Below are 18,482 nucleotides of genomic sequence, written 5' to 3' on the forward strand. Positions count from 1 at the left end.
AACACCCCCGAAGGAGCACCATCTCGTGACATCGTCCACGATCCCCACCGTCACCCTGAACAACGGCGTCGAGATCCCCCAGCTCGGCTTCGGCGTCTTCCAGATCCCCGAGGACGAGACCACTGCGGCCGTCAGTTCCGCACTCGAGACCGGCTACCGCCACATCGACACGGCCGCGATCTACGGCAACGAGGCCGGCGTCGGCCGCGCGCTGGCGGACTCCGGACTGTCCCGCGACGAGCTGTTCATCACGACGAAGGTGTGGAACTCCGATCAGGGCTACGACGCCACCCTCCGTGCCTTCGACACGAGCCTCGCCGCGCTCGGCCTCGATCGTCTCGACCTCTACCTGATCCACTGGCCGACCCCGGCCCGCGACCGCTATGCCGACACCTGGCGTGCCCTCGAACGCCTCGTCGAAGAAGGACGCCTCCGCGCCGCGGGCGTGTCGAACTTTCAGCCCGCCCACCTGCAGCGCCTGCTGGACGGCAGCTCGCTCGTCCCGACGATCAACCAGATCGAATTGCACCCCGGTCTGCAGCAGAGCGAACTGCGCGCCTTCCACGCCGAACACGGAATCGCCACCGAGGCATGGAGCCCGCTCGCCCAGGGCGCCGTGCTGAACGACGAGGCGATCACGTCGATCGCCGAACGCACCGGCAATTCGCCGGCCCAGGTGGTGCTGCGCTGGCATCTGCAGCTCGGCAACGTCGTCATCCCGAAGTCGGTCACGCCGTCCCGGATCCGGGAGAACTTCGAGGTCTTCGACTTCGAGCTGACCGACGAGGACATGTCGACCATCGCCGGTGCCGATCGCGATCTGCGCACCGGACCTCATCCGGACGAGTTCAACTGACAGACCTCGCGGCTCCGGGCGGATCCACCGCCCGGAGCCTGTAAGGCGCTCGAAGAGCTGCGTTCAGGTGTATTCGACGGTCATCCGGTCGATGCTCCCGTCGAACGGGAACGGTGCCCGGTCGAAGTAGTCGAGCGAAACCGGTGAACCCAGGCAGGTGCCGATGTCCAGGCAGTCGTTGGCCGTGAACAGCAACGGCGCACTGACCGGCACGACGGTCTCCCCCACCGACTGCCCGTCGACTGACATCCGGACGTTCAACGGACCACCGGGGCGCGCTTCGGCGTACTTGGTGACCACCTCGACGAGGTGGTGCCCGGGTGCGATGCGGGTCGCCGAACGCATCTTCGTCCGCATCAGGATGAACAAGTTGTACTCTTGACGTCCTCCCGGTCCTGAAGAGACCGGGATTCCTCCTGAACCTTACGGTTCTCCGGTGGGTTCCTGCTTCACAGGGACGTACCTCCCGCTAGGCGAAAGGATTTACGGTCTCTCCACAGGCGTTTAACCACTCCGCACGTCCTGCGGCGTGGATGTTTCTCGCGGCATTCACATCTCGGTCGTGAACCACCCCACACCCCGTGCACTCCCACTGTCGCACCGACAACGGTTTCCGACCGTCGATCCGACCGCACGTCGAACACAATTGACTCGACGGGAACCAACGGTCCACCTTCACCAGCACCCGACCATACCTCCGGGTCTTCTCGTCGAGCATGGTGACGAACATCGACCAACCAGCATCGTGAACCGACTTCGCCAACCGCGTCCGCGCCAGCCCGGCGACACACAAATTCTCGACGAACACCGCTTGGTTCTCGCGGATGATCGCCGTGGACTGCTTGTGCGCCCAGTCCTTACGGGCATCGGCCACGTCGGCGTGAGCCTTGGCGACAAGGATACGCGCCTTCGCTCGATTCTTCGAACCCTTCTCCTTGCGGGACAGCCCCTGTTGCGCCTTCTTCAACCGCCGCTCGGCACGACGGAAGAACTTCGGCGAATCGATGACCTTCCCATCCGAGAACACCGCGAACGCCGCGAGCCCCAGATCGATACCCACCTCCGCAGCGCACTCGGGCAACGGCTCGTCGGTGGTCTCCACCACGAACGACGCGAAGTACCGGCCAGCGGCGTCCTTGATGATCGACACACTCGACGGCTCCGACGGCAGATCCCGCGACCACACGACTTTCACGTCCCCGATCTTCGGCAACCGCACAGCGCCGCCGGCGGTGATCGCGAACCGGGCGTTCCTTGTGAATCTGATCGCTTGCCTGTTGTCCCGCCGCGACCGGAACCGAGGTGCCCCGACCCGTGCGCCCCTCCGCTTTCCCGTGACCGAGGCGAAGAAGTTCCGATACGCGGTGTTCAGATCGGCCAGCGCCTGCTGCAACACCACCGAGGACACGTCGCCCAGCCACGCCCGTTCCGGGGTGGCCTTCGCTGCGGTGAGCCGCTTCGACAACTCGGCGTCACTGATCCGTTCACCCTTCTCGAACGCCGCCCTTCGCGCCGCGAGCGCATCGTTGTACACCACACGCGCACACCCGAACGCCTGAGCCAGCGCAATTTGCTGACCGGGCGTCGGATAGACGCGGAAGTTGTACCTGAGCTGCACACCCACAAACTACAGTTGGTTTATGGATAAAATCATTGATATACGCACTGGCAGGCATTGCATTTTTGCCCTCCATACACACTTGGTTTTCGTCACGAAGTATCAGCATCGGGTGTTCACCGCACGCCACCTCGAGCGGATGGAAGAGATCATGCGCGCGGTGTGCGCCGACTTCGAATGCGAACTGGTCGAGTTCAACGGCGAAGGCAGTCACGTCCACCTGCTCGTCAATTTCCCCCCGAAAGTTGCCCTGTCGAAACTGGTCAACTCTCTCAAGGGGGTTTCGTCTCGGCGGATGCGGCAAGAGTTCCCCGAACTCGTCGAGCACTACTGGCGGGCACAACGCTTGTGGTCGGGTTCCTACTTCGCGGGCTCTGTCGGTGGTGCTCCACTGTCGATCCTGCGCCAGTACATCGAACAGCAGAACCGTCCCGCCCAGAGCACGCTCGGGCTTTGACAGCCCTCCCGCGTGGACCTTCACCCCCGCCCTGAAGGGCGGAGCACCAGCCCACACTCCGGTAGTTGATGCCTTCGTCGAGCAAGCGGTCGAGCGTGGGCGTGTTCACCTCACCGCCGAATGCGCTCGGCAGACCGGGGCCCGCGTCGTCGATGAGGACGACGAGGATGTTCGGGTCGTCATCGGGATGGCGACGGTGCTGTATGCGTGGCCTGTAGACCGATTCCTGCATGGTCCGTCCTGCGATGCTTCCCGACGGCACCGGTGGGAACGGCAGCGTTTCTCCGCCCGGGATCGGACCCGGACGCAGATCCTGGCACATCGTGGATTCCTCTTTTCACCCCATCCGTTCCCAGTACGCCACCGGTATCAGGTTGCATACACCCCTGACCAGGGCGAAACCTGCCGTCTCACGGGCGAATGATGCAGCGGAATCCGATATGGCACGTCGCGGTCTCCTCGGTGTCACCCTGGCGGGCCGCGGGTCGGTACCGCAGGCAGTAGTTCGGGGCGCAGAGATGCGATCCGCCCTTGATGACACGGCGCGGATACGCTTCGCGCGGATCGTGTTCGGCCGTGTCGACGCGGGGGTTCGTCGGGATACAACACGACGACGCCGGCGCGACGTTCTTGCCGCTCGAAGCATGGTTGGCGGTGAAGTAGTCGGCGGTCCACTCCCACACGTTGCCCGCCGTGTCGTGGAGACCGTACCCGTTCGGCCGGAAGTGTCCGACAGGTGAGGTTCCGGCAAATCCGTCCGTTTCGAGGTTCTGCCACGGGAATTCGCCCTGCCAGACGTTCCCGCCGGGCCGGCCCTTCGGTTCGTGCTCGTCGCCCCATGTGAAGGCCTTGCGGTCGAGTCCGCCGCGGGCGGCGAACTCCCATTCGACCTCGGTCGGCAGTTCCTTGCCGGCCCACTCGGCGTAGGCGCGGGCATCGAACCACGACACGTGGGTGACGGGATGGCGTTCCCGCCCGCCGACGGTGCTCCCCGTCCCTTCGGGATGACACCAGTTCGCGCCCGGGACGAACGACCACCACCTCGTGTAGTCATCGAGCGGTACCGGCCCCGGAGGCGGCGTGAACACGAGCGAGCCGGGTGCGAGCAGGGACGGATCGGCGCCGGGATAATCGGCGGGGTCGGGCGCGACCTCCGCGGTGGTGACGTATCCGGTGTCCTTCACGAAGTGCCGGAACTCGGCGACGGTCACCGGGTGCGTGTCCATCCAGAACCCGTCGACCGTCACCTGGTGGACCGGTCGCTCCTCCGGATAGAAATCCTCCGACCCCATCCAGAACATGCCTCCGGCGATGAGGGTCATGTTCTGTGTCGCAGCACGCGTCATGACGTCAGCCTCGCACGGCCCGGGTCGGGGCGCGAGGGACGCACCGACGCGACGAGACCGCGCATTCACCGGTCCCGTCCCTGCCCCGTACCGCAGACTCGGGATATGCCCTCCACGACGACGGAACTGTCCCCGATGCTGGCGACCCTCGGTCCGCCGCCGACAGGGAACTGGGCGTTCGAGATGAAATGGGACGGCCAGCGCACCCTCGCCACGGTGACCGACGCACAGTGCCGGCTGACCAGCCGCACCGGGAACGACATCACCCGGAGCTTCCCCGAACTCCCCCACCTGCTCACCACCGCGACGGGCGGCCGGGACTGCATCGTCGACGGCGAGATCGTCACCCTCGATTCCGAGGGTCGGCCGTCCTTCGCCCGGTTGCAGCGCCGCATGCACGTCCACCGTCCCACCGAGGAGCTACGCGCCGAGCTACCGGTGCTGATCTACCTGTTCGACGTCCTCGCTCTCGACGGTGAGTCCACGACGAAGTTGTCCTATCGGCATCGCCGGGCCGTCCTCGACGATCTGATCGCCCCCGGACCTCGGGTTCAGCTGTCGCCCTACTGGACCGATGTCGACGCACCGACCATGCTCACGGTCGCGCGCGAACACGGCCTCGAAGGGATCGTCGCCAAGGACCCGGACGCACCGTATCTACCCGGGACCCGCAGCGACGGCTGGATCAAGACGCCGCTGCGTCGGAACACCGAGGTGGTCGTCGTCGGGTGGCTCCCCGGATCCGGCAAAGCGGCCGGCGGCATCGGTTCGTTGCTGCTCGGCGCCCACGACGACGAGGAACGGTTGGTGTTCATCGGCCGGGTCGGGACGGGGTTCGCCGCCGCGACCAGACGTGAGTTGCGATCGCAGCTGCGTCCCCTGGAACGACCGACGACCCCGCTGGCGGTCGCGCCGCCGGCACGGGAGACCCACGGCGCCCACTGGGTGGAGCCCATCCTCGTCGGAGAGGTCGAGTACCGGGAGTACGCGGGCGGAAGCCTCCGGCATCCGAGCTGGCGAGGACTACGCACCGACAAGACGGTGCCGGAGGTCGATCTGCCCGGGCCGACACTGACCGTCCGGTTACCGTGAGGCGCATGGACGTCCGTCGCAGTGTCGCCGATGCCCGAGTGGCCCGCCTCGCCACCGCCGACGGGTCCGGCGAGCCACACCTCGTCCCCATCGTGTTCGCCATCGACGGCGACGTGATCCACACCTGCGTCGACGACAAGCCGAAATCCACCCGGCGCCTCCGTCGACTCGCCGACATCGCCGAGAACCCGCGGGTGTGCGTGCTCGTCGACCACTACAGCGACGACTGGTCGCAGCTGTGGTGGGTCCGCATCGACGGCATCGCCACGGTCCACGACGCCGATACGCCCGAAGGAACTGCGGGCATCGACGCTCTCGTCCGCAAATACTCGCAGTACCAGGCGAAACGACCACCCGGACCGGTGATCACCATCGACAGGCTGCGCTGGCGGTCCTGGTCGGCGTGAGCAACTACCGGTCCAGCGTGAGCATCGCCTCGGCGATCTCGTCGACCGCCGCAACGGGGACCGCGGTGCCGGCATCGTCCAGGACGAGCAACCGCGCTCCCAGGATCTCGCGTGCGATGGCTTCTCCGTTGCCGACGGGGAAGAACGGATCCCGGCGACCGTGCACGACGAGGGTCGGGACGTCGACCTGGGGCAAGCGTTCCCGCCAGCGGGGCGTGCAATCGAGTCCGGCGAAGACCGTTCCGAGCTGATTCGCGGCCTGGACCGACGGTTCGTCGTTCGGGGTGCGGTCCCAGATGCGCCCGGCAACCACGCGCGCGGCGTCCGGATCGTTGCCGAGGACCGCGGCGCCGTTAGCCGCGAACTCCGCCACGGCCGTGCGATCGGCCCAGTCGGGCATCGGGAGCGCGAACACCCGCTTCATCGTCGCCGCGTCGTGATCGGGAAGGTCGGGATCGCACGGGCCCGGTGCTACCGGACGTGTCCCGACCAAAGTCAGTGCCCGGAATGCGTCGGGATGGTCGAGCACGGCGACTTGGGCGACCATGCCGCCGACGCCGATACCCGCGAGATGCGCCGGCCTGCCATCGAGCGCGTCGACGAGGGCTGCCGCATCGTCGGCGAGGTCGCGCAGGGTGTAGCCGGGCGCGTCCGGGTCCTTCGTCGTCGACTCCCCACAATCCCGCAGGTCGTATCGCACGACACGACGCCCACCCGCGGCGAGCCGTGTGCACAGTTCGTCGGGCCACGAGAGCATCGTCGTGCCGCCGACGAGCAGGACGAGTGGTGCGTCATCGTCGCCGAAGAACTCGACGCCGAGGTCGACCCCGTTGGCGCTGATGGTGGTCATGACTCGCTCGAGCTTCCGGTGTGCAAGGTCGAGTCCTCGTAGCGGGTGCCGTCGAGCCGCGGTCGATGTCCCATGGTCTCGTCTCCTTCTCGATCGGGTTCCGTCTTGTCCGAATTTGCGTGAACGAAGTCCACGACAGTGGCCACGAGTGGTGGCGTTGAAAGGACAGACCGGAGCAACTCCTCGATCTCATCGGTCCGGCCGTCGAGGTCTACAGAACCGACCGGCCATATGGCATCGCGTATCGACCTCGAGTCGACTCGAGGTGCTGTCCGCACACCGACACTCCTGGAGGAACCGTGATCGCTCTCGGACCACAACTCATCGGCCCCACCGAGAAGACTCTCAACGCTCTGCTCCACGACACCACCTACGCACCGGACACTGCGGAGGTCGTCGATTCCCTGATCGCTCGGGGCCTGATCCGCTACGACCGGCTCAGCGAATCCGGACGAGAAACCGTGGCAAGGATCGAACATCGCATCGAGGAGCTGACGTCCGGTATCTGGGAGGCCGTCTATCCGGCCGACCGTGTCGCCGCGGAACGTGCGCTGAACACTGTGCTCGACCGTGCCCGAGCGGTCCTTGTGAGTCGGTAGTTGTCAGCGCATCAGTCCTGTCGATTGCCGCGAGCGAGGCACCTTCTCGACGAGTTTGCAGGACGGCTCGTCGACGTCGAGAGCCACGATCGAGATCGTCCTGGGTGTGCTGTTGTCGGTCGTCGGTGTCCGGCAATGGTTCACCTCCTCCGTTCGAGCGTCGGACCTTTCGAGGGTGTCTTCCACCTTGACACGCCCGACCTACCCGGAGGGCACATACCGGGGTGCGACAGCGGTCAGTTCACATGTGCGCGCAGCACATCCACCACCCGGCGGACCGCCGGCGCCGGGTTGTCACGACGCCACGCGAGCGCGATCGGCAGCACCGGACTGTTCCGCAGCGGGACGTACCGAACGCCCGTCACAGTGATGTCGGTGGTCGACGCGACGACGACCGCAACCCCCACCCCGGCACCCACGAGGGCCAGCAGGCTATAGGGGTCCGGTGCCTCCCGGGCGATCACGGGGGTGAATCCGGCGGAGTGGCACACCGTGAAGGTCATCTCCCGCACGCTCGACCCGTGGGCGGCGGGATAGACGACGAACCGCTCGCCGGTCAGATCGGCGGCGTCGAGTTCCTCCCGGGTCGCCAATCGATGATCCGCCGGCAGCGCAACCATGAGCGATTCCTGCCGCACCGTCTCGGTGGCGACGTCCCGGGGCACCGGGAGGCCGACGATCCCCATGTCGAGCAGTCCCTGCGAGACGAGATCGAGCACTTCCCCCGTATAGGTCTGCGGACGCAGATCCAGCTCGATCCCGGGACAACGCTCCTCGAGGCGCCGGGCCAGCTGTGAGATCACCGTGTAACCGCTTGCGCCGCCGAATCCGAGGCTCACCACGCCGGTGACACCCGAGGCCGTCGACCGCACGACCGTCCGGGCGATCTCGATCTGGGCGGCGATGACGCGCGCGGGACCGAGCAGCGATTCACCGGCGGCGGTGAGCTGCACCGAACGGGTGGTGCGGGCGAACAGCTCGGCGCCGAGGTCGCGTTCGAGGGCGCGGATCGTCTGGCTGAGCGGCGACTGGGCGATGTGCAGTCGCTCCGCTGCGCGTCCGAAGTGCAACTCCTCGGCCACCGCCAGGAAGGCCTGCAGTTGCCGAAGTTCCATGCCGACCTCGATTTTGTCGGTTTATCTACACAATCGTGCTCGATTAGGTCTTGGACTTTACACGGTTGCGCCGGTGATAGTGATCCACGACTCATTCATCCGCGGACCGAGTCCGCTCGACGCCCTCGGAAGTGCAGCGTGAATACTTCTCCAGAGCACACCGCGACCCCGCCGCCGCGCCCGATGCACGACACCCGGGCAGCGCGCCGCGCCGGTGTGACCGCCTTCGTCGGCACCACCATCGAATGGTTCGACTTCTACATCTACGGCACGGCCTCGGCACTCGTCCTCGGCGCACTGTTCTTCCCCGACGCCTCCCCCGCGGTCGGCACGCTCGCCGCCTTCGCGACCTTCGCCGTCGGTTTCATCGCCCGCCCGCTCGGCGGCATCGTCTTCGGCCACTTCGGCGACCGCTTCGGACACAAGAATGCCGTCATCATCACCCTCGCCTTCATGGGAGCCGGCACCATCGGCGTCGGCCTGCTGCCCACCTACGATCAGATCGGGATCTGGGCACCCGTCCTCCTCGTTCTCCTTCGCGTGCTGCAGGGCATCGCGATGGGCGGCGAATGGGGCGGAGCGGTCCTCATCGCCACCGAATTCGCCCCACCCGGCAAGAAGGTTCTCTACGGCGCGTTCGCGCAGCAGGGTTCGCCGGTGGGCAATCTCCTCGCCACCCTTGCCTTCCTCGGTCTCACCGCGATGTCCGACGCGACCTTCGAGGGCTGGGGCTGGCGTATTCCGTTCCTGGCGTCCGCCGCGCTGGTGATCGTCGCCCTCTACATCCGCGTGCGGATCCAGGAGACACCCGAGATGCGCGTGGCCGCGGCCACTCAGGAACGCACGAAGCTGCCGCTCGTCGAGGTCCTGCGCTCCCATCCGGCGTCGCTGCTCCTCGGTGTCGGTGCCGTAGTGGCGGGTGTCGCGATCACCTACGTCAAGACGACCTTCGCCCTCGCGTGGGCCACCACCGATCTCGGGTTCACCCGATCGGACTTCCTGCTCGTGATCACCCTCGCGCTGGCCGCGCAGGTGCTCGTCCAACCCTTCGGGGCGGTTCTCGCCACCAGGATCGACGCGCGACGGGCCGTGCTGTGGATGCTCGGACCCGAGCTCGTCGTCCTGCCACTGATGTTCGTGCTGATCCGCACCGGCTCACTCACATGGGCGATCATCGGCATGGTGCTCGCCACCGCGCCGCACGCGATGTATTACTCGGCGCTGGCCGGCATCCTCGCGCAGGTCTTCTCCACCCACGTGCGCTACACCGGCATCTCGCTGTCGTACCAGATCTCGACGGCGATCTTCGCCGGCACCGCACCGATGGCGAGCCAGTTCCTCCTCGAGCGCACCGACTCGATCCGGCCGGTCGTCGGACTCGGGCCCGGATACGTGCTGCTCTCCCTGGTCTGCATGACCGCCCTGCTCAAACGCTCACCGACCGGCACCGAGCCCGACGAACCACGCCCCGCACCCGCCCGGACGACGGCCGACGCCTCCTGACACGAACGGACGACCATGAACTACGCCCACACCGACCCGGCCCTGCACGCGGTACTCGACCGCTGGATCTCCGACTCCGACCGGCCGCTCACCGACCGCCTCCTCGAGCGTCTGGGTGCCGATGCCGCCGACCGTCTCGACGCGCTCGCGGCCACAGCGAACGCCCATCCGCCGGTGCTGCACCAGTACGACCCCGAAGGCGAGCGGATCGACCGCATCGAATACCACCCCGCCTATCTCGAACTGTGCCGCGCCGCCTACAGCGAATACGGCCTCTCGGCACTGTCGCACCGCCCGATCCACGGTTGGACGGACACACCCCCGCATCTCGTCAAGTACCTGGCGTCGTATCTGTTCGTGCAGGCCGAGTTCGGCCTCGCCTGCCCGGTGTCGATGACCGATGCCGCCGCGCGCACCCTGCGGATGTTCGGCGACCCCGAGGTGTTCGGTCCGTGGATCGACGGCCTGACCTCCACCGATCCGGCCACCGCCCTGACCGGGGCGATGTTCATGACCGAGACCCAGGCCGGAACGGACATCGCGAAGACCGAGACCCGCGCCGAATTCGACGGCACCGCATGGAGATTGACCGGTCGAAAGTGGTTCGCCTCCAACCCGGACGCCGACGTCGTGATCACCCTGGCCCGGTTCCCCGGCGGCGGCGAGAACTCGACCCGCGGGGTGGGAATGTTCATGCTGCCCAAGCAACTTCCCGACGGCAGCCGGAACTCGTACACGATCGACCGGCTCAAGGACAAGCTCGGCACGCGATCGATGCCCAGTGGTGAGATCACCCTGCACAGCGCGTACGCGCTGCAGGTCGGCGACCTCGACCGTGGATTCCGGCAGATGACGGAGATGCTCAACACCTCCCGCCTGTCGAACGCGATGCGCTCGAGTGCCCTGATCCGGCGCGCCGTGCGCGACGCCGTCGCTCACACGAGGGAGCGGGAGGTCTTCGGGAAGTCCCTGTTCGATCAGCCGCTCATGCGCGCCACCCTGCTGCCGCTGCTGCTCGACGCCGAGGCCGCGCTCGCGCTCGTCGCCTACAGCGGTGCGACCCTCGACCGTGCCGACAAGGGCGACGAGCAGGCCCGCGGTGTCGTCCGGATCCTCACGCCCGTCGCCAAGCACTACATCTGCAAACGTGCCCGCACCGTCACCGGTGAGGCGATGGAGATCCGGGGGGGCAGCGGCTATATCGAGGACCGCGTTTTCGCCCGCCTCGTCCGCGACTCGCATCTCGGATCGATCTGGGAGGGTTCGAGCAACGTCATCGCGCTCGACGTACTCCGGTCCATGCGCAAGAACGGCGCGCACCGGGTCCTCGCCGACGCGCAGCGCACACTGCTCGACGCGGCGCATCCGGAATGCGCCCCGGTCGTCGCGGCACTGCGGGAACGGTGGGACGTGCTCGAGGCGCGCGGCGAAGACCTGCTCGCCGGCGACGACGCGCACGCGCAGACCCGCTGCGCCGCCTACACCGACGATCTCGCACAGACGGTGATGGCCACCCTGCTCGTGGACCTGGCGTCGCACCGCATCGAACACGGTTTCGGCCACCGGTCGTTGCTCGTCGCCCACGCCTACCTGGACGGCCTGGCCGATGAGCCGAATGCCGTCGCTCTCGTCCACCTCGCCGCGATCGCCGACGGCACCGACGTCGACCCGTCCGTCGCCGCCGCTGCGGCACCGAGCACCGCCGCCGATGCGGCACCGACTGCACTGACAGGAGCACTAAGATGACTACGAAGCCCGCTACCGGCCCCGCCCCGCTCGCCGGCGTCAAGGTCCTCGACCTGTCGAAGATCCTCGCCGGACCGTACGCGACCATGTCGTTCGCCGACCTCGGCGCCGATGTCACCAAGGTCGAGCACCCCGAGGGTGGCGACCCCACCCGGGTGTGGGGGCCGCCCTTCGTCGGCGACGACGCCACCTACTACCTCGCGGTCAACCGCGGCAAGAAGTCGGTGACCATCGACCTCAAATCCGAGGAAGGGCAGCGGATCGTGCAGCGAATGCTCGCCGACGCCGACGTCGTGGTCGAGAATTTCAAGCCCGGCAGCGGTCTGCAGAAGATCTTCGACTACCGCGCCCTGTCCGAGCAGTATCCGCACCTGATCGTGCTGCACATCTCGGCCTTCGGTGACGAGGGGCCGTTGGCCGACCAGCCCGGCTACGACATGGTCGCCCAGGCCGCCGGTGGTCTGATGTCGCTGACCGGGGAACCGAACGGAGCGCCGATGAAGGCCGGGTACGCGATGGGTGATCTCGGTGCGGCACTGTTCGGGGTCATCGGGGTGCTCGCCGCGCTGGTCGAACGCACTCGCACCGGTCGCGGCCAGTACGTCACCACGTCGTTGTTCGAATGCCAGCTGGCGATGCACGTCAACTGGGCCACGAACTACTTCGCCACCCGGGAGCGCCCGCACGCCCTGGGCTCCGCGCACCCCAATCTCGCGCCCTACCAGGCGTATCCGGCGAACGACGGTTATTTCGTCGTCGCGGTCGGGAACGACGGATTGTGGGAGAAGCTGTGCACGGCACTGGAAAGACCGGAACTTGCGACCGATCTGCGGTTCCTCCGCAATCGTGATCGCATCGAGCATCGCAGCGAACTCGACGAGGTCCTCACCGCGGCGTTCGCGACCGGGACGGTGCAGCACTGGTGCCGCATCCTGGAAGACCACGGCGTGCCGGTCTCCCCCATCCGGCATCTCGACGAGATCTACAGCGACCCGCACACCGCCGCGATCGGCATGGTCGGCACCGTCGACCATGCGTCCGGGCCTCTCGAACAGATCGCGTTCCCGGTCAATTTCGGAGGGGTACGACCGCCGCTGCGGTCGGCGCCGCCGCTGCACGGGGAACATACCGACGAGATCCTCGCGGGATATCAGGAGGTCTCCGTTCCGTCCTAGCGACGAACGTCTCGAATATCGCTGGCCTACGGCCGTTTCCGATCGATCGGGAACGGCCGTAGGCCTGTTGGCCAGGGACGGCGATGGCGGCATCCCACTGCGGTGTTGCCGGGGTCACGCAGTGCGGCAGCACTTCTGAGGTCGACGCGTCCGGATTTCTCCGCGATACGCGGGGGTAACGTCCGCGAAACAAGAGCCGCGCATGATCGGCATCGATTGCACGACCGCCGACTCGCACGAAAGAACGATACATGCAGCTGACTCCCGCCGACACCGAGAAACTCCTTCTGGCCGTCGCCGGCATGGTGGCGCGCGACCGGCGGGACCGCGGCGTCCGACTGAACTATCCCGAAGCCGTTGCCCTGTTGTCCACCTGGGTGATCGAACGGGCACGCGAAGGCGCCGATGTCGCCGACCTCATGGTGAAGGGCCGCGAGGTCCTCGCCCGCGACGAGGTCATGGGCGGTGTCGCCGAGATGTTGACCGACGTGCAGGTCGAGGCCACTTTCCCGGACGGACGCAAGCTCGTCACGATCCACCACCCGATTTCCTGAAAGGAGCCCGACATGGCATCCGGACCGACTTCGGGACCCGGAGCGATTCGCGTCGCCGAGGGCTCCCTCACCCTCAACGCGGATCGCTCCGACGACGAGCGCATCACCCTTGTCTTCCTCAACACCGGTGACCGTCCCATCCAGATCGGATCGCACATCCACCTGCCGGACGCGAACGCAGCCCTCGAATTCGACCGCGAACGCGCGCAGGGCTTCCGCCTGGACATCCCGTCGGGGACCTCGCAGCGATTCGAACCCGGCAGCAGCCGCGAACTGGACGCCGTCGCCCTGCGCGGGCGACGCGTCGTACCCGGCATCCAGGTGCGGAAGCAGGAGGACTGAGAACGTGGAGATCACACGCGCCGAGTACGCGGCACTGTACGGACCGACGGTGGGCGACCAGGTACGTCTGGGTGACACCGACCTGTGGATCCAGATCGAGGAGGACCGCACCTTCGGTGGTGAGGAAGCCGTCTTCGGTGGCGGCAAGTCCATCCGCGAATCGATGGCCCAAGGTGTGACGACCTGGGCCGAGGGTGCTCCCGACACCGTCATCACGAACGTGATCGTGCTGGACTGGTGGGGCATCGTGCGCGCCGACGTGGGCATCCGCGACGGTCGCATCGTCGCCCTCGGCCGCGCCGGGAACCCGGACATCGCCGACGGCGTGCACCCGAAGCTTCAGATCGGCCCGTCCACCGACGTCATCTCCGGTGAAGGTCGCATCCTTACCGCGGGCGCCTTCGACTCGCACGTGCACCTGCTGTCGCCGTCGCAGATCGTCGAGGCGCTCGCCACCGGCATCACCACCATCGCCGGCGGCGGAACCGGCCCGTCCGAGGGATCGAAGGCCACCACCGTCACGCCGGGTCCGTGGCATCTGATGCAGATGCACCGCGCGCTCGACGTGCTGCCGGTGAACGTGCTGTTGCTCGGCAAGGGCAACACCGTCTCCGCTGCGGGGCTGCGCGAGCAGGCCCTCGGCGGAGCCGCCGGGTACAAGGTGCACGAGGACTGGGGCTCCACACCGGCCGCGATCGATGCGGCTTTGCGCGCGGCCGACGAGCACGGACTGCAGGTCGCGCTGCACTCGGACTCGCTCAACGAGGCGGGCTTCGTGGAGAGCACCTTGGCCGCGATCGGTGGCCGCTCGATCCACGCCTTCCACGTCGAAGGCGCCGGAGGTGGGCACGCCCCGGACATCCTGAGCATCGCCGGATTGCCGCACATCATCCCGGGCTCGACCAACCCGACGTTGCCGCACACGATCAACACCGTCGACGAGCACCTCGACATGCTGATGGTCTGCCATCACCTCAACCCCGCCGTCCCGGAGGACCTCGCGTTCGCCGAGTCCCGGATCCGGGCCACCACCATCGCGGCCGAGGACATCCTGCACGACATGGGCGCGCTGTCGATCACCTCGTCCGACGCCCAGGCGATGGGTCGCATCGGTGAGGTCGTCACCCGCACCTGGCAGGTCGCGCACGTGATGAAGAATCGGCGCGGGGCGCTCGACGGCAGCATGCCCGCCGACAACGAACGGGCCCGCCGCTACATCGCGAAGTACACGATCAACCCTGCGATCGCGCATGGTGTCGACCACGAACTCGGTTCGATCGAGGTCGACAAGATGGCCGATCTGGTGCTGTGGGATCCGAAGTTCTTCGGTATCCGGCCGTCGCTGGTCATCAAGGGCGGATCGATCGCCTGGGCCGCACTCGGCGACCCCAACGCATCCATCCCGACACCGCAGCCGGTGCTGCAGCGACCGGCGTTCGGCGATGCGCTCGCCCCGCACACATCGGTGTCGTTCGTCTCCCCCGCCGCCCTCGACGACGGTCTGGAAGAACGACTCGGGTTGCGCCGCAGACTGTTACCACTGCGGCCGACCCGGCACATCGGCAAGGCCGACATGAAGCAGAACGACGTGTTGCCGTGCATCGAGATCCGTCCCGACACCTTCGACATCGACATCGACGGCGAGCGGGTCGTTCCGGCTCCGGCCACCGAACTGCCGCTCGCGCAGCTGTATTCGATGTTCTGATGTTGCCCGATACTCTGTCCCCCACCACAGTGCTGCTCCTCCTCGCAGACGGGCGCGCGCCGGTCGGCGGGAACGTCAACTCGGGCGGGCTCGAACCGGCGCTCCAGGGTGGGATGTCGCCGGCCGAGGTGCGTCGCTTCCTCGTCGCGCGGTTGCGCACCTCGGCGGCAGTCGAGGCCGGCGTCGCCGTGGTCACCCGGCACGCCGTGGACTCCGATGCCGGAACCGCCCCGGCGCTCCGGATCGACGAGATCGAGGACCACTGGGCGGCGCGCACTCCGGGCCCGGCCCAGCGCGACGCGTCCCGGTTGCTGGCCCGCGGTTACCTGCGACTGGCCCGGAACCTGTGGCCCTCCACCGTTCTCGACGACCTCGACGCCCGGACCCCGCGACCGTCGCGGGGACTGGTCGTCGGGGCCATCGCGGCGCTCGCGCGCATCCCGGCGATCGACACCGCCCGACTGGTGTTGTACGAGGAGGCGCAGGCGATCGTCGCGGCCTTCCTCAAACTGCACCCCACCGACCCGGCCATCGGTTCGCGATGGGCGCTCGAGACCTGCGCTCATCTCGAACCTCTCATCGCCGAGCTGTCCGCTCTCACCGATCCGGCGGACATCCCGGCCACCGGTGGTCCCCAGACCGAACTGTGGGCCGAAGCCCACGCATCCGCTCCAGAAAGGCTGTTCCGTGCCTGAACACATCACCACCCGTTCGCTCCGTCTCGGCGTTGCCGGTCCCGTCGGCACGGGCAAGAGCTCGCTGATCGCGACCATCTGCCGCACCCTCGCGTCCGAGCTGCAGCTCGGCGTGATCACCAACGACATCTACACCGACGAGGACGCCCGATTCCTCCGCTCGGCCGGCGTGCTCGATCCCGAGCGCATCCGCGCGGTGGAGACCGGTGCGTGCCCGCACACCGCAATCCGCGACGACGTGACCATGAACCTGCTGGCCGTCGAGGATCTCGAACGCGACTTCGCGCCGCTCGACGTGGTGCTGGTGGAGAGCGGCGGCGACAATCTCACCGCGACCTTCTCCCCCGCGCTCGTCGACGCGCAGATCTTCGTGCTCGATGTCGCGGGCGGTGGCGACGTCGCCCGCAAGGGCGGTCCGGGCATCAGCCGCGCCGACCTGCTCGTGGTGAACAAGACCGATCTGTCACCCTATGTGGGTGTCGACGTGCCCCAGATGGTCGCCGACGCCGAGAAGGCCCGCGAGGGCGGACCGGTGCTGGCGCTGTCCCGGACCGACGCCGCATCGGTGCAGGCGCTCGGTGACTGGGTGCGCGAGATGCTGGCAGCCCACCGAACCGGGTCGCACACTCCTGTCGATCCCGGTCCGATGGCTCCGCACTTCCACGCCGACGAGGACGACGACCACGATCACAGCCATGGGCACGGTCACGGTCACAGCCACGATCACGTCGTCGCGCGCACGCACGACTGATCATGTCCCGCACCACGATCCGTATCGACCGCGCACCAGGCCGGGCACGACTGACCCTGCGGGCGGGCATGCTCGTCCCCCGCACGGTCGAGGTCGGTCCGGACCACGCGCGGGTCGCCCTCGTCGCCGCCGGCGCGTTGTTGCTCGGTGGTGACTCGGTGACCGTCGACGTCCACATCGACGCCGGATGCACACTCGAACTACAGGACATCGGTGGCACCGTCGCCTACGACGCCGACAACCGGCTGTCCCGGTGGGACGTGCGGATCACCGTCGCCGAGGGCGGCACCCTCGTATGGGACACCTACCCGTTCGTGATCGCCACCGGCGCCCGCGTGCTCCGCGACACCCGGATCGAACTCGCCTCCGACGCCGCCGCGAGCATGCGGGAGACCCTCGTCCTCGGGCGCCACGGAGAAACCGGAGGTGCGATCCGCAGCCGTACCTCGGTCACTCTCGATCGTCGTCCCCTCTTCGTCGAGGAGTTGAACACGCACGGCGCGTTCCCCGAACCCGGGATCCTCGGTTCGGCGCGGGTGCACGACGTCATCGCGACCTACGGGCGACGCGCCGAGGGCGACGGCGTCGTCCAACTCGAAAGGCCCGGCAGCCTGCTGCGATTCCTCGGCGCCGACGCCCACTCCTCGCCTCTCGAGTCGACCTGGCGCTCCTGGCGCTCTACACACGTTCACCCGTCCACCCTCGAAGGGAGTCTCACCCATGCACGTCCCTGACCATTTCCTCCCCATGAGCGTCACCGCGCCCGCTGCGGCGATCGCCACCGGTGCGGTCGTCCTCGCCGCCACCGCCGGGCGCCCGCGCATCACGACCCGGGACACCCTTCTCGCGGGCACGACCGCAGCGATGATCTTCGGCGCCCAGATGGTCAACTACCCCATCGCCGGTGGCGTCAGCGGCCATCTCATCGGCGGCGCACTCGCGACCGCGCTCCTCGGGCCCCGGCTCGCCCTTCTCGCGATGACCGCCGTGGTCGGCGTGCAGGCGTTGCTATTCGCAGACGGCGGCATCAACGCGCTCGGAGTGAACGTGCTGCTGATGGCGGTGCTGCCCGTCCTCGTCACCGCGGCCGTCCGCATCGGCGCCGAGCGACTCGGCCTCGGGAAGCTGGCGCGGACCACCGCCGCCGTCAGCGCCGGTCTGTCCGTGCCGGTGAGTGCCGCGGTTCTCGGCGTCGCGTATTCGTCGACCGTCGGAACCGGCGCCGCAGCAGCGTTCATCGGCGAACTGACCGCGGTCCACCTGACCATCGGTCTCGGTGAAGCCCTCATCACCGCCGCCGTGCTGAGCACCGTGATGGCGTTCGCGCCCGGCGTCGCCGCGTGGGACGCACGGCCTTCCGTCACTCCCGTTGCCGTCCGACGTGGTCTCGCGGCGATCGGCGGTCTGGGCGTGGTCAGCGCCTGCGCGCTGGCGCTCGTCGCGTCCGGCAACCCGGACGGTCTCGAGCACATCGTCGGTGCCTATTCGCTGCCGGTCGGTGACGCTGCCTTCGCCGGTCTTCCCGGCCTCGCCGACTACGGCACGCTCAGCGGCACCGAGTTCCTCGCGGCACTGGCCGGGCTCGCCGCCACCGCGGTGCTCGGCGCCGCTCTCGCCGCGATGGGCCGCACGCCGGTCCGCCAGGGCGCGTAACCGTCACGGGACGCGCCG

The 18,482-nt window shown here is 67.7% G+C and carries 19 protein-coding genes and 2 pseudogenes; 15 read left to right on the top strand and 6 right to left on the bottom strand.

Going from position 1 to position 18,482, the window contains the following annotated elements; translation table 11 throughout:
- Window positions 1-25 precede the first annotated feature (25 nt).
- Window positions 26-856: an aldo/keto reductase gene (locus ACQR3U_RS17405; RefSeq protein ID WP_230811046.1), complete on the top strand. Its 831-nt coding sequence runs from the start codon at window positions 26-28 to the stop codon at window positions 854-856.
- A gap of 63 nt (window positions 857-919) precedes the next feature.
- Here the strand turns inward: ACQR3U_RS17405 and ACQR3U_RS17410 are convergent.
- Window positions 920-1,234, bottom strand: a pseudogene (locus ACQR3U_RS17410) (arylsulfatase); the annotation flags it as partial.
- A gap of 91 nt (window positions 1,235-1,325) precedes the next feature.
- A complete protein-coding gene (locus tag ACQR3U_RS17415) occupies window positions 1,326-2,480 on the bottom strand; it encodes an RNA-guided endonuclease TnpB family protein (protein WP_317752419.1) in 1,155 nt (384 codons plus the stop codon).
- Between the two features lie 16 nt (window positions 2,481-2,496).
- On the opposite strand from ACQR3U_RS17415, the gene tnpA reads away from it, so the two are divergent.
- Window positions 2,497-2,931 (top strand): IS200/IS605 family transposase, encoded by a 435-nt coding sequence (tnpA, locus tag ACQR3U_RS17420; RefSeq protein WP_230811044.1) that lies wholly within the window; start codon window positions 2,497-2,499, stop codon window positions 2,929-2,931.
- Between the two features lie 61 nt (window positions 2,932-2,992).
- On the opposite strand, the pseudogene ACQR3U_RS17425 reads toward tnpA, so the two are convergent.
- Window positions 2,993-3,253 (bottom strand): annotated as a pseudogene (locus ACQR3U_RS17425) (arylsulfatase); the annotation flags it as partial.
- Between the two features lie 88 nt (window positions 3,254-3,341).
- The gene (locus ACQR3U_RS17430; RefSeq protein WP_230811043.1) at window positions 3,342-4,277 is read right to left on the bottom strand and encodes a formylglycine-generating enzyme family protein; all 936 of its coding nucleotides are present in this window, start codon (window positions 4,275-4,277) and stop codon (window positions 3,342-3,344) included.
- A gap of 105 nt (window positions 4,278-4,382) precedes the next feature.
- Here ACQR3U_RS17430 and ligD point away from each other — a divergent pair, with 105 nt between their 5' ends.
- Together ligD and ACQR3U_RS17440 are read left to right on the top strand one after the other, a co-directional pair.
- Complete coding sequence (gene ligD, locus ACQR3U_RS17435; RefSeq protein ID WP_230811042.1) at window positions 4,383-5,369, top strand: non-homologous end-joining DNA ligase; 987 nt, start codon at window positions 4,383-4,385, stop codon at window positions 5,367-5,369.
- A 5-nt stretch (window positions 5,370-5,374) separates the two neighbouring features.
- A complete protein-coding gene (locus ACQR3U_RS17440; RefSeq protein ID WP_024100938.1) occupies window positions 5,375-5,776 on the top strand; it encodes a TIGR03668 family PPOX class F420-dependent oxidoreductase in 402 nt (133 codons plus the stop codon).
- Window positions 5,777-5,780: 4 nt separating this feature from the next.
- Here ACQR3U_RS17440 and ACQR3U_RS17445 read toward each other — a convergent pair whose 3' ends face one another.
- Window positions 5,781-6,626 carry an alpha/beta fold hydrolase gene (locus ACQR3U_RS17445; RefSeq protein WP_230811041.1) on the bottom strand — a complete coding sequence of 282 codons (846 nt, stop codon included), beginning with the start codon at window positions 6,624-6,626 and terminating at the stop codon, window positions 5,781-5,783.
- 299 nt (window positions 6,627-6,925) lie between these two features.
- Here ACQR3U_RS17445 and ACQR3U_RS17450 point away from each other — a divergent pair, with 299 nt between their 5' ends.
- Window positions 6,926-7,225 (top strand): hypothetical protein, encoded by a 300-nt coding sequence (locus ACQR3U_RS17450; RefSeq protein WP_006552048.1) that lies wholly within the window; start codon window positions 6,926-6,928, stop codon window positions 7,223-7,225.
- A 236-nt stretch (window positions 7,226-7,461) separates the two neighbouring features.
- Here ACQR3U_RS17450 and ACQR3U_RS17455 read toward each other — a convergent pair whose 3' ends face one another.
- Window positions 7,462-8,340, bottom strand: a complete 879-nt coding sequence (locus ACQR3U_RS17455; protein ID WP_230811040.1) for a LysR family transcriptional regulator — start codon at window positions 8,338-8,340, stop codon at window positions 7,462-7,464.
- Between the two features lie 183 nt (window positions 8,341-8,523).
- Between ACQR3U_RS17455 and ACQR3U_RS17460 the strand changes: the two genes are divergently transcribed.
- The 10 genes from ACQR3U_RS17460 to ACQR3U_RS17505 all read left to right on the top strand — a co-directional run bounded on the left by ACQR3U_RS17460 (window position 8,524) and on the right by ACQR3U_RS17505 (window position 18,464).
- Window positions 8,524-9,843, top strand: a complete 1,320-nt coding sequence (locus tag ACQR3U_RS17460; RefSeq protein WP_230811070.1) for an MFS transporter — start codon at window positions 8,524-8,526, stop codon at window positions 9,841-9,843.
- A 15-nt stretch (window positions 9,844-9,858) separates the two neighbouring features.
- Entirely contained in the window at window positions 9,859-11,589 is a 1,731-nt protein-coding gene (locus tag ACQR3U_RS17465) for an acyl-CoA dehydrogenase family protein (protein WP_230811039.1), read from the top strand.
- Window positions 11,586-12,764, top strand: coding sequence for a CaiB/BaiF CoA transferase family protein (locus ACQR3U_RS17470; protein ID WP_230811038.1), 1,179 nt, complete (start codon window positions 11,586-11,588; stop codon window positions 12,762-12,764). Before ACQR3U_RS17465 ends, ACQR3U_RS17470 begins: the two co-directional genes overlap by 4 nt.
- A gap of 251 nt (window positions 12,765-13,015) precedes the next feature.
- On the top strand, window positions 13,016-13,318 hold the full coding sequence (locus tag ACQR3U_RS17475) for an urease subunit gamma (RefSeq protein WP_006552043.1): 303 nt from the start codon (window positions 13,016-13,018) through the stop codon (window positions 13,316-13,318).
- A 12-nt stretch (window positions 13,319-13,330) separates the two neighbouring features.
- Window positions 13,331-13,660 carry an urease subunit beta gene (ureB, locus tag ACQR3U_RS17480; protein ID WP_024100932.1) on the top strand — a complete coding sequence of 110 codons (330 nt, stop codon included), beginning with the start codon at window positions 13,331-13,333 and terminating at the stop codon, window positions 13,658-13,660.
- Window positions 13,661-13,664: 4 nt separating this feature from the next.
- The gene (locus ACQR3U_RS17485; RefSeq protein WP_230811037.1) at window positions 13,665-15,365 is read left to right on the top strand and encodes an urease subunit alpha; all 1,701 of its coding nucleotides are present in this window, start codon (window positions 13,665-13,667) and stop codon (window positions 15,363-15,365) included.
- Window positions 15,365-16,060, top strand: coding sequence for an urease accessory protein UreF (locus ACQR3U_RS17490; protein WP_230811036.1), 696 nt, complete (start codon window positions 15,365-15,367; stop codon window positions 16,058-16,060). The genes ACQR3U_RS17485 and ACQR3U_RS17490 overlap by 1 nt, the downstream gene beginning before the upstream one ends.
- Window positions 16,053-16,811, top strand: coding sequence for an urease accessory protein UreG (gene ureG, locus ACQR3U_RS17495; RefSeq protein ID WP_230811035.1), 759 nt, complete (start codon window positions 16,053-16,055; stop codon window positions 16,809-16,811). The genes ACQR3U_RS17490 and ureG overlap by 8 nt, the downstream gene beginning before the upstream one ends.
- 2 nt (window positions 16,812-16,813) lie before the next feature.
- A complete protein-coding gene (locus ACQR3U_RS17500) occupies window positions 16,814-17,545 on the top strand; it encodes an urease accessory protein UreD (RefSeq protein ID WP_230811034.1) in 732 nt (243 codons plus the stop codon).
- A complete protein-coding gene (locus ACQR3U_RS17505; RefSeq protein ID WP_037216621.1) occupies window positions 17,532-18,464 on the top strand; it encodes an energy-coupling factor ABC transporter permease in 933 nt (310 codons plus the stop codon). Before ACQR3U_RS17500 ends, ACQR3U_RS17505 begins: the two co-directional genes overlap by 14 nt.
- Window positions 18,465-18,482 lie beyond the last annotated feature (18 nt).

It is taken from the genome of Rhodococcus sp. IEGM1339 (assembly GCF_050321925.1).
Classification (GTDB): domain Bacteria; phylum Actinomycetota; class Actinomycetes; order Mycobacteriales; family Mycobacteriaceae; genus Rhodococcus; species Rhodococcus pyridinivorans.

Coding starts and splice junctions, on each gene's coding strand:
- tnpA (WP_230811044.1), top strand. CDS start 2,497: ATGGATAAAATCATTGATATACGCACTGGCAGGCATTGCATTTTTGCC.
- ACQR3U_RS17430 (WP_230811043.1), bottom strand. CDS start 4,277: ATGACGCGTGCTGCGACACAGAACATGACCCTCATCGCCGGAGGCATG.
- ligD (WP_230811042.1), top strand. CDS start 4,383: ATGCCCTCCACGACGACGGAACTGTCCCCGATGCTGGCGACCCTCGGT.
- ACQR3U_RS17440 (WP_024100938.1), top strand. CDS start 5,375: ATGGACGTCCGTCGCAGTGTCGCCGATGCCCGAGTGGCCCGCCTCGCC.
- ACQR3U_RS17445 (WP_230811041.1), bottom strand. CDS start 6,626: ATGACCACCATCAGCGCCAACGGGGTCGACCTCGGCGTCGAGTTCTTC.
- ACQR3U_RS17455 (WP_230811040.1), bottom strand. CDS start 8,340: ATGGAACTTCGGCAACTGCAGGCCTTCCTGGCGGTGGCCGAGGAGTTG.
- ACQR3U_RS17460 (WP_230811070.1), top strand. CDS start 8,524: ATGCACGACACCCGGGCAGCGCGCCGCGCCGGTGTGACCGCCTTCGTC.
- ACQR3U_RS17465 (WP_230811039.1), top strand. CDS start 9,859: ATGAACTACGCCCACACCGACCCGGCCCTGCACGCGGTACTCGACCGC.
- ACQR3U_RS17470 (WP_230811038.1), top strand. CDS start 11,586: ATGACTACGAAGCCCGCTACCGGCCCCGCCCCGCTCGCCGGCGTCAAG.
- ACQR3U_RS17475 (WP_006552043.1), top strand. CDS start 13,016: ATGCAGCTGACTCCCGCCGACACCGAGAAACTCCTTCTGGCCGTCGCC.
- ureB (WP_024100932.1), top strand. CDS start 13,331: ATGGCATCCGGACCGACTTCGGGACCCGGAGCGATTCGCGTCGCCGAG.
- ACQR3U_RS17490 (WP_230811036.1), top strand. CDS start 15,365: ATGTTGCCCGATACTCTGTCCCCCACCACAGTGCTGCTCCTCCTCGCA.
- ACQR3U_RS17500 (WP_230811034.1), top strand. CDS start 16,814: ATGTCCCGCACCACGATCCGTATCGACCGCGCACCAGGCCGGGCACGA.
- ACQR3U_RS17505 (WP_037216621.1), top strand. CDS start 17,532: ATGCACGTCCCTGACCATTTCCTCCCCATGAGCGTCACCGCGCCCGCT.